This window comes from Rhodococcus sp. SBT000017, assembly GCF_003688915.1.
Classification (GTDB): Bacteria; Actinomycetota; Actinomycetes; order Mycobacteriales; family Mycobacteriaceae; genus Rhodococcoides.
Window position 1 is genome coordinate 2,028,493 of record NZ_REFU01000001.1, and the last position, 13,831, is coordinate 2,042,323.

The window sequence follows — 13,831 nt, forward strand, 5'->3', positions numbered from 1 at the left end:
GCATAGGTGCGTCCCTCGTCATCGCGGCGCTGGGACGTCACCGATGGCCGGCACGACCGCGATGTTCGTCACCGAACTCGAGAACTGAGTCGATCGGTTGTCGCGCTGCAGAATTCGTTCTCCGAGCAACCGGCCGTCTTCGTCGCTGAACACCAGCTGGATGATTCCCAGTCGAGGATCGTCGAGACCCAGTGCGGTGCCACTACGGCCGGCGGCATCGGTGACTCCGGATTCGACATCGAGACCTTCGATGTCCTGGGCCGCTCGAAACAGTACCGATTGCTTCTGCACCGGCACCCGCTCACTGAGGGCTCGAATCTGCTCCCACACGGCGACGTCTTCGTCGACGTCGTTCAGCGACATGTCGGCTGCGGTGGCCGGGTCTTTCCTCAAGTCGTCGAGAACCTTCGCCGGATCGTCGGGCAATTGCTCGAGTGCGGACAGCGAACGAGACGCGAGGATCGACTGGTCGCCCACCGGAAGCGTCGTCGACTGCGACGCACCGTTCTCGGTCGAGGTCATCAGGCCCGGAGCACTGCCGTCGACGGATTCCCATACCTGAACAGTCACCCAACTCGGCCCGTTCTGCCGCAAGATCTCCCGGTACACCCACCCCTGGGATGGCAGATCCAAGGGCGGTGCCGAGGACGCGGCGACGGCCGCTCTGTCGAGAACGGTGGCCGCCACTGCCTCGCTCGGCGTACCGCCTCCGCTGAGTTGCAGGCCGAGGACCATCACTGCGACGACGGCTGCGGCGGCAGCGGTCCATCGACCGAATGCCGGGCCCGCCTTTTCGGCCGGTGCCGGTTCGGTGGCCGCAGCGAGCCCCTCGGCATAGGCCTGATCGGACATCGGTGCGATGCCGCTGCGAAACTCGCGCAGGCTGCCGCTTCGCTCGAAGGTGCTCATGTCGGTCTCGTGCAGGTTCATGATTTCTCCTCGAACGATCGTAAAGTTTTGCGGGCCTGGTGCAGTCGAGATCGAACGCGCGCCACGGGCACGTCGAGCGCCGACGCGACCTGCTCGTACGTCAGGTCTTCCCAGGCGACCAACAGCAGGACGTCCCGGTCGAACGAGGACAGGGCGGCCAACGCGCCTGCTAGTGCCTGGGTCCGACGATGTGCACTGTCTCGGTCGACGACAGCGGACTCGAAGCCCGTCTCCGCGACCGGATCGATGCCGTGTCGCGCCAACGCACGGTAGCCCGAGACCTCGCGGCGGCGGTGCCGTGAGAGCTGATGTCCCGCAATGCCGTACAGCCAAGGCAGCACGCCGCCCCTGGTCGGGTCGTAGCTCGCCCATCCCGAGAACGCCACGGAGAACGTGTCCGCCGTCAGGTCGTCGGCGAGGTCGACTCCCACTCGACGAGCCAGGTACCGGTGGATCGTGCGGGCATGGTCCTCGTAGACTCCTGCGAATTCACCTGCCTCGTCCGAAGGTGGCATCACCGTGTTCGGGTGCCGCCCGGGACGGATCCGGGTCGGGCCGAAACGCATCATCGTCATACCTGTTACTTGCCTCGGGGCATCGGAACAGTTGAAGTACACACCAGTGACACCGCTCACACTGCACCAGGACATCCGAAGCGGGGTCGTCGGCGGGATTCGCCTCGCGTGGCCTGTCGGTTCGGGTTGCGTCCGTTGCACACACGGAAAGGCCGCCCTCTCACACTGGGTAGCGAGGGCGGCCGTCGTCGCGCGGTGGCGTCAGCTGGCGATCATGCCGTGTGGATCGATGACGAACTTCTGTGCGACTCCACTGTCGAATTCGCGGTAGCCCCGCGGAGCGTCGTCGAGCGAGATCACAGTTGCATTGACAGCTTTCGCGATCGAGACCCGCTCCGAGAGAATCGCATTCATCAGTTCGCGGTGGTAGCTCATCACCGGGCACTGCCCGGTGGCGAAGGACAGCGATTTTGCCCAACCGGTGCCGAGGCTGAGCGACAGAGCACCACGCTGAGCAGCCTCGTCCACACCGCCGGGATCGCCGGTCACGTACAACCCCGGGATGCCGATTCCGCCGCCCGCTGTGGTGATGTCCATCAGCGAGTTCAGGACCGTGGCCGGGGCCTCCCTGGACGAATCTCCACCGTGACCGCGGGCCTCGAAGCCCACCGCATCCACCGCGGCGTCGACCTCGGGCACGCCGAGAATCTGTTCGATCTGATCTTGCGGTGCGCCCTTGCCCACGTCGACGGTCTCGCAGCCGAACGTTCGCGCCTGGGCCAGCCTCTCGGCGTTCATGTCGCCGACGATCACCACCGATGCTCCCAGCAATTGCGCACCGACTGCGGCGGCGAGGCCGACCGGTCCCGCGCCCGCGATGTACACCGTCGCACCGGGTTTCACTCCTGCGGTGACGGCCCCGTGGAATCCGGTGGGAAAGATATCCGAGAGCATGGTCAGGTCCAGTATCTTCTCCAGAGCCTGGTCGCGATCGGGGAACTTCAGCAGGTTGAAGTCTGCGTAGGGTGCCATGACGTACTCGGCCTGGCCGCCGACCCACCCGCCCATGTCGACGTAGCCGAATGCCGAGCCCGGTCGATCGGGGTTCACATTGAGACAGATTCCCGTCTTGCGCTCCTTGCAGTTTCGACACCGTCCGCAGGCGATGTTGAACGGAACCGAGCAGATGTCTCCCACCTTCAGGAACTCGACGTCGCGTCCGACCTCGACGATTTCACCGGTGATCTCGTGGCCGAGCACCAGCCCTTCAGGTGCAGTAGTTCGCCCACGGACCATGTGCTGATCACTGCCGCAGATGTTGGTCGACACGACCTTCAGGATCACTCCGTGCTCGCACTTGCGTCCGATGTTCGCCGGGTTCACTCCGGGGCCGTCGGTCAACTCCAGGCCCGGAAATGCGATGTCCTGAACCTCTACCTTGCCCGGTCCGGCGTACGTCACTGCTCTGTTGTCTGCCACGATTTCTCCTGTTCGGCGGATTCCTGGTGCGATCGACAGACCGAGATCGATTGGGCGCTCACAGTTTTCGTGCATCTTCGTCAGTGAACGCGAGACGATGTGGCCTGCATCACACCATAGTATGCGCACGTGCGAATGCGGGTCGCGCCGCCCGCCGCACGCAACGATCACAGCACCGATCCCACTGGCCGGCGCTATCGTCGAGCCGTGCCATCCGATGAGAATTCCAGCCAGACCGTCACGATCGGCTCCGCGCCCGGCGTCGAGGTGGACGTGCTCACCTACGGTGCCACCCTGCAGCGCATGTCGGTCACCTGCGGCGACGGACAGCGACGCGACGTTCTCGTGGGCCTAGCCGGGGAGAGCGAATTACGCTCGTCCACAGCCTATTTCGGCTCCACGGTGGGTCGGTACGCCAACCGCATCGCGGATGGACGGCTCGACATCGACGGACGGCCGGTACAGCTGACGATCAACGACGGCGTCAATCACCTTCACGGCGGCGCCGACGGCTTCGACTCGCGACACTGGACCGTCGTCGAGCGATCGGTGGACTCGGTCGAACTCGAACTGATCAGCCCGGACGGGGATCAGGGCTACCCGGGCGAGGTTCGTGCGCGGGCACGGTTCTCGGTCACGGACGACACCGTGCGCTTGGAGTTGACCGCCACCACGACCGCGACGACCGTGGTGAACCTGACCTCGCATGCATACTTCGACCTCGACGGTCACGGCATCGACGACCACGTGCTCCAGGTCTTCGCGTCGTCGTTCACTCCCGTGAATCCGGACGGCATTCCCACCGGGAGCATCGACGACGTCGCAGGCAGTGCGCTCGATCTCCGAGAGCCGGGTCGCGTCGGCGATCTCGCCCGCGCCGGCCACCCGCAATTGTCGGCGGCCAGGGGAATCGACCACAACTTCGTCGTCGACGGCGACGGGTTGCGGTGCGCGGCAAGGCTCTCCTCGGCGCGCAGCCGTACCGCACTCGAGGTGTGGACCGATCAGCCCGGGCTGCAGGTGTACACCGGCAACTTCCTGGACGGTAGCGATGTCTCGCGCCGCGGAACCATGCTGCGCCAGGGAGACGGCATAGCGCTCGAACCTCAGCTGTTTCCCGACGGGCCGAATCATCCGAACTTCCCGTCGGCCGAACTGAACACCGGCGAGACGTACCGGTCCCTCATCGAGTGGAAGTTCTCTGTCGACCACCGTGGGTGAGCGTTAACAATTCTTCGATCGATCTTGGCCGAACTATTGACGACTGCCGATGTTAACGCTCACACTATGTTGCACACGTCACAGCGGAGTGGCGACATCGAGGAGATCACCATGGCGTCCAAAACATTTTTTGCGGCAAGCGCGCTCGTCCTGAGCGGCGCGATCGTCCTGAGCGCGTGCAGCAGCGGAGGCGACGACGCGTCCGGCGGCGGCAGCGAAGGCGGTACCGTCCTGGGCTTTTCCCAGGTCGGTGCCGAAAGCGGCTGGCGGACCGCGAACACGACATCGATTCAAGAGGCAGCCACCGAAGCCGGCGTCGATCTGAAGTTCTCCGACGCACAGCAGAAACAGGAGAACCAGATCAAGGCGATTCGCACCTACATCCAGCAGAAGGTCGACGTCATCGCCTTCAGCCCGGTTGTCGAGACCGGGTGGGAACCTGTTCTGCAGGAAGCGAAGCGAGCCGACATCCCCGTGATTCTCACCGACCGTGCGGTCGACACCACCGACGATTCGCTCTACGCGACATTCCTCGGGTCGGACTTCGTCGAAGAAGGCGTAAAGGCCGGTGACTGGTTGGTGCAGAACAGCGCGATCGCCGATACCACCGGAGACGGCAAGATCAACGTGGTCGAACTCGAAGGCACCACCGGTGCCGCTCCGGCCATCGACCGCGCCGAGGGATTCCGCCAGGCTATCGGCAGCGAGCCGAACATCGCCATCACAGCGTCGCAGACCGGCGACTTCACGCGCGACGGCGGCAAGCAGGTCATGGAGTCGTTCCTGAACTCCAACCGCGGCCAGATCGACGTCGTCTTCGCTCAGAACGACGACATGGGCATCGGCGCAATCCAAGCCATCGAGGCCGCCGGACTGGTGCCGGGCAAGGACATCAAGATCATCACGGTCGACGCTGTCAAGGACGGAATGCAGGCCCTCGCCGACGGCAAGATCGACTTCATCGTCGAGTGCAATCCCCTTCTCGGACCTCAGCTGATGGAGCTGACCGACAAAGTCGTCAAGGGTGAGGACGTACCCAAGCGGGTCGTCACCGAGGAGACCACTTTCACGTCCGATCAGGCGGCCGCCGTACTCGCCGACCGCCAGTACTGAGGTACGTCTTCATGACCACCGATACCGTTCCCGCTGCGGAGCCGGTTCCCATCGTGGAGATGAAGAACATCTCGATCACCTTCGGTGCCGTTCGAGCCCTCGACGGGGTCTCGCTCCGACTCTTTCCCGGCGAAGTGCACTCACTGATGGGTGAGAACGGTGCCGGTAAGTCGACGTTGATCAAAGCTCTGACCGGCGTCTATTCGATCGACAACGGAACCGTCACCATCGACGGGACCGAGCACGAGTTCGCCACTCCGAGCGCGGCCCAGGCTGCAGGTATCAGCACCGTCTACCAGGAAGTGAATCTGCTTCCCAATCTGACGGTTGCCGAGAACATGCTCCTGGGCCGCGAACCCCGTCGGCTCCCCGGAAAAGTGTTGGGAGCCATCGGCGGAATCGACAGACGCGCGATGAACCGTCGTGCACGCACCACTCTGGACCGGCTCGGTCTCGACATCGAACCGTCGTCGATCGTCGGTGATCACCCGATCGCCGTGCAGCAACTCGTCGCGATCGCCCGCGCGGTCGACGTCGATGCTCGGGTTCTGATCCTCGACGAACCGACGTCGAGTCTGGACAAGGACGAGGTCGAGACTCTGTATTCGGTGATCGAGCGTCTTCGGGGCAACGGGACGTCGATCGTGTTCGTCTCGCACTTCCTCGACCAGATCTATCGCATCTCCGATCGGATGACGATCCTGCGAAACGGCAAGTTCGTCTCCGAGCGACTGGTTGCCGACACCCCGCAGTTCGAGTTGGTCGAGCTGATGATCGGACGCGAACTCGACACTCTGCGCGAACTCGACAGCCGCGAACCGGTAGTGGTGGCGCCAGGAGACGCTCCCGTCGTGGAGGTACTCGGCATCGGCCGCAAGGGCGCTCTCGAGGCAACGGATCTTCGCCTTCACGCAGGCCAAGTCGTCGGCGTCGCAGGCCTGCTCGGCTCAGGTCGCACCGAATTGGCCCGACTGCTCGCCGGGGCCGACAGGGCGGATTCCGGATCCATCGAGGTGCACTCCACCAAACATCGCATTCGCAGTCCTCGGCAGGCCGCGGACCGACGCATCGCGCTCACCAGCGAGGATCGCAAGGCAGACGGCGTCGTCGGCGACCTGTCGGTGGCAGACAACATGATGCTCGCACTGCAGGCGAAGCGGGGATGGCTACGACCCATTCCCCGAGCGACGAGACACAAGCTCGTGCAGGACTACATCACTGCACTCGACATCCGGCCCGCAGATCCGAATGCCTCGATGCGCAACCTGTCCGGTGGCAACCAACAGAAGGTTCTGCTCGCCCGCTGGCTCATCACCGAACCGGAACTGCTGATCCTCGACGAACCCACGCGTGGCATCGACATCGGCGCGAAAGCTCAGATTCAAACTCTGGTCGCCGATCTCGCGGCCCGGGGAATGTCGGTGGTATTCATCTCCGCCGAACTCGAAGAGATTCTGCGCCTGAGCGACCGCATCGTGATCATGCGCGATCGCCGCAAGATCGACGAACGCATCAACGACGGAGTGTCGGTGGGCGACGTGCTGGCCACCATCGCAGCGGGCGTTCGTACCGACGAACCCACCGCGGTCACCGCCTCGAACATCGACAGGACTGTCGCACCATGACTCGAACTCTCGAACCGAAGACCGCCGCGCCTGCGCGCGTCCGCTCCGCTTTCACCCAGCCCGTGGTCTGGCCGCTGCTGGCATTGATCGCACTGATCGTCGTCAATGTCGTTGTCACACCGGACTTCCTCGATATTCGCATCGAGAATGGCGGACTGTTCGGTAACGTCGTCGACATCGCGCGCAACTCCGCGCCCCTCATCCTCGTCGCCGTCGGCATGACGCTGGTGGTGGCCACTCGCGGTATCGACCTCTCCGTCGGCGCGGTCGCAGTGATCGCCGCCGCGGTCGCCTGCACCCGAATCGCCGCCGCACCGGACGAGGGTGCCACGACGACCATGATCATGGCCGTCGTCTGGGCGCTGGGCGCGTGCTTGCTGCTCGGTCTGTGGAACGGACTTCTCGTGTCCGTCTTCGGTATTCAGCCCATCATCGCGACGTTGATTCTGATGGTCGCCGGCCGTGGGCTCGCCATGTTGATCACCGACGGAAACATCACGACCGTCAACAACGCTGCGTTCAGCGAACTCGCGTCCGGCACCTTTCTCGGTCTGCCGCTCGCCCTCATCATCGCGCTCGTGGTGGTTGCGGGTACCGCGGTGCTGACGCGTCGCACCGCTCTGGGAATGCTCGTCGAGGCAGTCGGAATCAATCCGGAGGCAAGCAGATTGGCCGGTGTGCGCTCGCGCACGATCGTCTGGACCGTCTACGTGTTCGCCGCGGTGTGCTCGGGAACGGCCGGCCTGATCATTGCCGCCAACACCAACTCGGTGAACGCCAACAGCCTCGGCCAATGGATCGAGCTGGACGCCATTCTGGCCGTCGTCATCGGCGGCACCGCGCTCACCGGTGGCCGATTCTCCATCGCGGGCACCGTGGTCGGCGCACTGCTGATCGGCACTCTCACTCGCACCATCACCAACGTCGGCATTCCGTCCGAGGCCAACTACCTGTTCAAGGCAGTCGTCATCATCGTGGTCTGCCTCCTGCAATCACCGCGAATCCGCGCCACGCTGCGGTCCTTCGTGCGACCCGACTCGACCAAGGCGGTACGAGCGTGAGTGATCTGCTGACTGCTCCCCCCACCACCTCCACCAGTGCACCGGTCCCGTCGCCGTCGACGTGGGACCGCATCCGGCGCTACTCTCCGCCGACCCGATTCCTGCCGGTCATCGCAACATTCGCGCTGTTCATCGGCCTCTTCGGACTCGGCGAATTCCGCTACAGCGGATTCGCCGACCCACAGGTGTTCCTGTCGTTGCTGATCGACAACTCCTTCCTGATCGTTCTCGCGGTCGGAATGACGTTCGTGATCCTCACCGGGGGTATCGATCTGTCCGTCGGATCCGTAGTGGCACTGTCGACCATGATCGCTGCACGCACACTGCAATTGGGCTGGTCGCCGTTCGTCGTCATGGCGGTGGTGCTGCTGTGCGGAACGGTGCTCGGCACGATCATGGGAGCGTTGATTCACTACCTGCAGATTCAGCCGTTCGTCGCCACACTCGCCGGCATGTTCCTCGCCCGCGGCCTGTGCTACATGATCGGCGTCGAGTCCATTCCGATCACCGACGACACCTTCTCGTCCATCGCCTTCGCCGTGATCGAACTCCCCGGGGGTTACACGATCACGTGGAGCGTGGTGATCGCACTCGTCGTAGTGGCGGTCGCCATGTACGTCCTGGCCTGCACCCGCTTCGGTCGCTCGGTGTACGGCATCGGCGGCAACGAAGCGTCCGCACTGCTGATGGGGCTCAAAGTTGCCGCGGTGAAGGTGGGCGTCTACGCGATCAGTGGATTCTGCGCTGCACTCGCCGGACTCCTTTTCTCCTTCTACGCCCTGTCCGGCTACAGCCTCAACGCCGTCGGTATGGAACTCGACGCGATCGCGGCGGTGGTGATCGGCGGAACGTTGCTCACCGGTGGACGCGGATACGTGCTGGGTTCGCTTGTAGGCGTGCTCATTCTCGGTGCGATCCAGACATTCATCGCGTTCGACGGAACGCTGAGTTCCTGGTGGACGCGAATCACTATCGGAGTCCTACTGCTTCTGTTCGTCGTGGCCCAGCGACTGATGACGGCGAGACGTAGATGACTACGACCCATACCGCAACACACCAGGGAGTTCCCATGAACGCTGACCGATACACGGTGGGGGTCGACTACGGCACACTGTCCGGACGCGCCGTCGTCGTTCGAGTGTCCGACGGTGCCGAAATCGCCTCGGCAGTGCACGATTACCGACACGCGGTGCTCGAGGAGACGCTGCCCGACGGCACGGTGCGATTGCCCGACGCGTGGGCCCTGCAGGTGCCCGACGACTATCGCGACGTCCTGCGTCGTGCGGTTCCGGCTGCGCTGGCCGCCGCAGGCATCGCACCCGAGCAAGTGGTCGGCATCGGAACCGACTTCACTGCGTGCACCATGGTGCCCACCTACGCCGACGGCACTCCGCTGTGCGAGGATCCACGCTTCGCCGATCGTCCGCACTCGTACGTCAAACTGTGGAAACACCATGCAGCACAGGGGCAGGCCGACCGCATCAACGATCTCGCTGCGCGTCGCGGCGAGAGTTGGCTCCCTCGCTACGGCGGACTGATCTCCTCGGAATGGGAGTTCGCCAAGGCGCTGCAGATTCACGAGGAAGATTCCGAGATCTACGACGCGATGGACCGATGGGTCGAAGCGGCCGATTGGATCGTCTGGCAGCTCTGCGGACACTACGTACGCAACGCGTGCACAGCCGGATACAAGGGCATCTATCAGGACGGGCACTACCCGTCCGTCGACTTCCTCACCGGACTGGCACCGGGCTTCGGTTCCTTCGTCGCCGACAAGCTCGATCAGCCGTTGGGCGAGTTGGGTTCTCGAGCAGGTACGTTGACCGCCGAGGCCGCGCAATGGACCGGGCTGCCCGAGGGTATCGCCGTTGCTGTCGGCAACGTCGATGCGCACGTGACGGCACCCGCGGCCGGAGCGGTGGAACCGGGCCGGATGGTCGCCATCATGGGAACATCGACCTGCCACGTGATGAGTTCGACCGTGCTGAAGGAAGTTCCCGGCATGTGCGGGGTGGTGGACGGCGGAATCGTCGCCGGATCGTTCGGCTACGAGGCAGGACAGAGCGGCGTCGGCGACATCTTCGGATGGTTCACGCGCACTTCGGTTCCCGCGTCGTACAGCGAGGCGGCGGCCGCGGCAGGTGAGTCGGTCCACGAACACCTGACGCGGCTCGCGCAGACGCAGGACGTGGGTGAGCACGGGCTCGTCGCGCTCGACTGGCACAGCGGGAACCGGTCGGTTCTGGTGGATCACGAGCTCTCCGGGCTGGTCGTCGGGACCACGCTGGCCACGCGTCCCGAGGACACCTACCGTGCGCTGCTCGAAGCTACGGCGTTCGGAACCCGCGTCATCGTGGAGACGTTCCGCGACAGCGGCGTTCCGGTCGAGGAGTTCGTGGTGGCGGGTGGGCTGGCCCGTAACCCCCTGCTCATGCAGATCTACGCCGACGTGTTACGAATGCCGTTGTCGGTCATCGACTCTGCCCAGGGACCGGCCCTGGGATCCGCCATTCATGCCGCAGTGGCGGCCGGGTGCTACTCCGATGTGCCCGTTGCATCGAAGTCGATGGGCAAGGTTCGTCGCGCCGCATTCGTGCCCGACGAATCGCGATCTCAGGCGTACGACGCTCTCTTCGAGATCTATCTGGAATTGCACGACCGGTTCGGCCGGGACGTGCCGATCATGCGCCGTCTGCGAGCACTCCGACGCGACGCACTGACCCGAAAGGTGGATGCATGATGACCGTTGTCGACGACGTGCGTGAGGTCATCGAGGAGGTCCGCCGCGACGTATGCACCCTGCACGCCGAGCTGGTGCGGTACGGACTGGTCGTGTGGACGGCAGGCAACGTCTCGGCGCGGGTCCCCGGCCGGGACCTGATGGTCATCAAGCCCAGTGGCGTCTCCTACGACGACCTGACGCCCGGCAACATGGTGGTGTGCGATCTGTACGGCAGGGTGGTCGAGGGCGACCATGCACCGTCCTCGGACACCGAGGCGCAGGCCTATGTCTACCGACACCTGGAACACATCGGCGGTGTGGTGCACACACATTCGCCCTATGCGGTGGCGTGGGCGGCCCGAGGGGAACCGATTCCGGTGGTCACCACGATGTGCGCGGACGAGTTCGGCGGCGACATTCCGGTCGGGCCCTTCGCCACGATCGGCGACGACTCGATCGGCCGCGGCATCGTCGACACCCTGGCAGACAGTCGATCTCCGGCAGTCCTGATGCAGAACCACGGCGTGTTCGCAGTGGGGCCGACGGCCAGGGCTGCCGTCAAAGCAGCTGTCATGTGTGAGGACGTCGCGAGGTCGGTACACCTGTCCTATCAACTGGGACAACCACTTCCCATTCCGAGCTCGAAGGTCGACGCACTCTACGACCGCTACCAGAACGTCTACGGCCAGCGCTGACCGGCGCGCCGAATCTTCTCTCCACGGAGGTACCCCCATGTCCGAAGTATGGTTTCTCACCGGCAGTCAAAGCCTCTACGGCCCCGAGACACTCGATCAGGTAGCCGTCCAGTCCCGCGAGATCGCGGACAAACTCGATGCGGCACTACCCGTCTCGGTGGTCTGGAAGCCGGTGCTGCTCGACGCGTCGTCCATCCTGCGCTGCATGCGCGAGGCGAACGCCGCCGACGAATGTGTGGGCGTGGTGACCTGGATGCACACCTTCTCCCCCGCCAAGATGTGGATCGCCGGGCTCGACGCGTTGGACGTGCCGCTGCTGCACCTGCACACGCAGGCCGGAATGTCGTTGCCGTGGTCGACGATCGACATGGAGTTCATGAATCTCAACCAGGCCGCCCACGGCGACCGCGAGTTCGGACACGTCGAATCTCGGGTGGGTGTTCTGCGCACGATCGTGGCAGGCCACGTCGACAATCCCGCGGTGATCGAGCGGGCGGAACAGTGGGTGCGAGCAGCTCTCGGCCGCGCGGAGCTGAGGTCACTGTGCCTGGCACGTTTCGGCGACAACATGCGCGACGTCGCAGTGACGGAGGGCGACAAGGTCGAAGCGCAGTTGCGATTCGGAGTCTCCGTCAACACCTACGGCGTCAACGATCTGGTCGAGGTCGTGGACGGCGTGAGCGATTCGTCCGTGTCCGACCTCATCGACGAATACCGGTCGCTGTACGACATCGCGCCGAGCCTCGACAAAGACGGCGACCGCCACGAATCACTGCGGTACGGCGCCCGCGTAGAGGCCGGCCTACGGCAGTTCCTCACCGAGGGTGGCTTCAAGGCCTTCACCACCAACTTCGAGGATCTCGGTGGGCTCCGCCAGTTGCCGGGCCTAGCGGTGCAGCGCCTCATGGCCGACGGCTACGGGTTCGGCGGTGAGGGCGACTGGAAGACCTCGATGTTGTTGCGCGCCATGAAGGTGATGGCCGAGGGTCTCGACGGTGGAACGTCGTTCATGGAGGACTACACCTACAACCTCGTCCCGGGGGCGGAGAAGATCCTCGGCGCGCACATGCTCGAAGTATGTCCCTCGATCACCGACTCGCGGCCCACCCTGGAGATCCATCCACTGTCCATCGGTGGCCGCGAAGACCCAGTGCGCCTGCGCTTCACGGCGGACCCCGGCCATGGCGTAGTCGTCGGACTCTCGGACGTCGGTGAACGATTCCGATTGACTGCCAACGTGATCGACGTCGTGGAGCCCGACGAGGCTCTGCCGAAGCTGCCGGTCGCCTGCGCGGTATGGGAACCGCAGCCCTCACTCGCGGTGTCGGCGGAATCCTGGCTGACGGCCGGTGCGCCCCACCACACGGTTCTGAGTACCGCGATCGGCTTGCCTGTGCTGGAGGCATTCTCGGACATGATCGGTGTCGAGCTGCTCACCATCGATTCCGACACCACGACACGAGGATTCCAACAGACACTGCGATGGAACGCGGCCTACCACCGACTCGCAGCGAGGTTGTGAGGTCGTCGATCATCCGTGGCGTCGTCGATATTCCTGCTCGGCTCCGGGGTGAAGGGGAATGTTGCCGGTCATGACGAGCGACCGCGCGTCGAGAAATTGGCTGCCGATCGCCTGACCGGGAACGAGGCCGGACGACTGATCGAGAAGCACACTCACCAGTGCGGCGACAACACGGTCCGGCACCTCCGGATGTGCCAGCAGAAGATTCGGAATCCCGACGGTGGTGACCTCCGGGTGTTCGCCGTACACGTTCGCCGGAACCCGCACGGCCTCGTACGCGGTACCGAATTCGCGTCTCAGATCAGCGACGACGGCGCCCAGATCGAGTAGACGGATCGCGGCTCGCGGCTGGGCAAATGCCGGAGTCGGCAACCCGCCCGCCCACATCACGGCGTCGACTTCGTTGGCCGTCAAAGCATCTGCCGCCGAGCTCATCGACAGCTGAACCTGTTCGACAGCACCTGCTTCCGCCATACCCGCTGCGCGAAGGACTCGCTGAGATACTTCGGTGGCACCGGATCCCGGGGCACCGACACTCACGTTTCGCCATCGCAGATCGTCCATGGTTTCTATAGCTGAGTCTGCCCGCACAGCCACTTGGAAGTAGTTCTCGTAGACGCACCCGACAGCTGCCAGCTCTCCGCTCGGATGACTGTAGGCGGCGTCCATGAGTGTCAAGGCCAGCTCGGCCCGCCGAGATCCCAACGCCTCGAGGTTGTCGACGGATCCGGCCGTCGTGAGCGGAACTATCTCGGCGGCATCGGTTTCGGCGGCAGCGTCGGACAACAGTCCGGCGAACTCCCAGAAGAAGCCGCCGACCTCGCCCGCCGCGAGCCGCAGCTGCATCGGCGGGTCCGAGGTGCAGGCGCCCACGACGGCAGCGCTCAGTGCCAACAGACCTGCCTGCAGCGCCGTTCTACGTGAGAACGACGCTGCGGGCTCGGGCAT

Annotated in this window: 12 protein-coding genes; 8 read left to right on the forward strand and 4 right to left on the reverse strand. The window is 64.4% G+C overall.

All coding sequences use genetic code 11. From position 1 onward, the window contains the following. Positions 1–18: 18 nt before the first annotated feature. The 3 genes from AYK61_RS09125 to fdhA form a co-directional block, all read right to left on the reverse strand. The gene (locus AYK61_RS09125) at positions 19–930 is read right to left on the reverse strand and encodes a hypothetical protein (protein WP_121870569.1); all 912 of its coding nucleotides are present in this window, start codon (positions 928–930) and stop codon (positions 19–21) included. After that, complete coding sequence (locus AYK61_RS09130) at positions 927–1,505, reverse strand: RNA polymerase sigma factor (protein WP_183130216.1); 579 nt, start codon at positions 1,503–1,505, stop codon at positions 927–929. Before AYK61_RS09130 ends, AYK61_RS09125 begins: the two co-directional genes overlap by 4 nt. 201 nt (positions 1,506–1,706) lie before the next feature. Then, positions 1,707–2,924, reverse strand: coding sequence for a formaldehyde dehydrogenase, glutathione-independent (fdhA, locus tag AYK61_RS09135; RefSeq protein WP_121872594.1), 1,218 nt, complete (start codon positions 2,922–2,924; stop codon positions 1,707–1,709). 207 nt (positions 2,925–3,131) lie between these two features. On the opposite strand from fdhA, the gene AYK61_RS09140 reads away from it, so the two are divergent. The 8 genes from AYK61_RS09140 (at position 3,132) to araA (ending at position 12,883) form a co-directional block, all read left to right on the forward strand. Beyond that, positions 3,132–4,145 carry an aldose epimerase family protein gene (locus AYK61_RS09140; RefSeq protein ID WP_183130217.1) on the forward strand — a complete coding sequence of 338 codons (1,014 nt, stop codon included), beginning with the start codon at positions 3,132–3,134 and terminating at the stop codon, positions 4,143–4,145. A gap of 111 nt (positions 4,146–4,256) precedes the next feature. Further along, a complete protein-coding gene (locus tag AYK61_RS09145) occupies positions 4,257–5,258 on the forward strand; it encodes an ABC transporter substrate-binding protein (protein ID WP_121872595.1) in 1,002 nt (333 codons plus the stop codon). 11 nt (positions 5,259–5,269) lie between these two features. Further along, positions 5,270–6,883, forward strand: coding sequence for a sugar ABC transporter ATP-binding protein (locus AYK61_RS09150; RefSeq protein WP_121870572.1), 1,614 nt, complete (start codon positions 5,270–5,272; stop codon positions 6,881–6,883). Beyond that, positions 6,880–7,944, forward strand: coding sequence for an ABC transporter permease (locus AYK61_RS27600; protein ID WP_128644729.1), 1,065 nt, complete (start codon positions 6,880–6,882; stop codon positions 7,942–7,944). Before AYK61_RS09150 ends, AYK61_RS27600 begins: the two co-directional genes overlap by 4 nt. Continuing rightward, positions 7,941–8,978: a galactofuranose ABC transporter, permease protein YjfF gene (gene yjfF, locus AYK61_RS09155; RefSeq protein ID WP_259467984.1), complete on the forward strand. Its 1,038-nt coding sequence runs from the start codon at positions 7,941–7,943 to the stop codon at positions 8,976–8,978. Before AYK61_RS27600 ends, yjfF begins: the two co-directional genes overlap by 4 nt. A 35-nt stretch (positions 8,979–9,013) precedes the next feature. After that, positions 9,014–10,684: a ribulokinase gene (araB, locus tag AYK61_RS09160; RefSeq protein ID WP_121870574.1), complete on the forward strand. Its 1,671-nt coding sequence runs from the start codon at positions 9,014–9,016 to the stop codon at positions 10,682–10,684. Continuing rightward, complete coding sequence (locus tag AYK61_RS09165; RefSeq protein ID WP_121870575.1) at positions 10,684–11,361, forward strand: L-ribulose-5-phosphate 4-epimerase; 678 nt, start codon at positions 10,684–10,686, stop codon at positions 11,359–11,361. Before araB ends, AYK61_RS09165 begins: the two co-directional genes overlap by 1 nt. Positions 11,362–11,398: 37 nt before the next feature. Beyond that, on the forward strand, positions 11,399–12,883 hold the full coding sequence (gene araA, locus AYK61_RS09170; protein WP_121870576.1) for an L-arabinose isomerase: 1,485 nt from the start codon (positions 11,399–11,401) through the stop codon (positions 12,881–12,883). A 9-nt stretch (positions 12,884–12,892) separates the two neighbouring features. Here the strand turns inward: araA and AYK61_RS09175 are convergent, their stop codons facing one another. Then, positions 12,893–13,831: a TAXI family TRAP transporter solute-binding subunit gene (locus tag AYK61_RS09175; protein WP_121872596.1), complete on the reverse strand. Its 939-nt coding sequence runs from the start codon at positions 13,829–13,831 to the stop codon at positions 12,893–12,895.

Coding starts and splice junctions, on each gene's coding strand:
- AYK61_RS09165 (WP_121870575.1), top strand. CDS start 10,684: ATGACCGTTGTCGACGACGTGCGTGAGGTCATCGAGGAGGTCCGCCGC.
- araB (WP_121870574.1), top strand. CDS start 9,014: ATGAACGCTGACCGATACACGGTGGGGGTCGACTACGGCACACTGTCC.
- araA (WP_121870576.1), top strand. CDS start 11,399: ATGTCCGAAGTATGGTTTCTCACCGGCAGTCAAAGCCTCTACGGCCCC.
- AYK61_RS09125 (WP_121870569.1), bottom strand. CDS start 930: ATGAACCTGCACGAGACCGACATGAGCACCTTCGAGCGAAGCGGCAGC.
- AYK61_RS09130 (WP_183130216.1), bottom strand. CDS start 1,505: ATGACGATGATGCGTTTCGGCCCGACCCGGATCCGTCCCGGGCGGCAC.
- AYK61_RS27600 (WP_128644729.1), top strand. CDS start 6,880: ATGACTCGAACTCTCGAACCGAAGACCGCCGCGCCTGCGCGCGTCCGC.
- AYK61_RS09150 (WP_121870572.1), top strand. CDS start 5,270: ATGACCACCGATACCGTTCCCGCTGCGGAGCCGGTTCCCATCGTGGAG.
- AYK61_RS09175 (WP_121872596.1), bottom strand. CDS start 13,831: ATGCCCGAGCCCGCAGCGTCGTTCTCACGTAGAACGGCGCTGCAGGCA.
- AYK61_RS09145 (WP_121872595.1), top strand. CDS start 4,257: ATGGCGTCCAAAACATTTTTTGCGGCAAGCGCGCTCGTCCTGAGCGGC.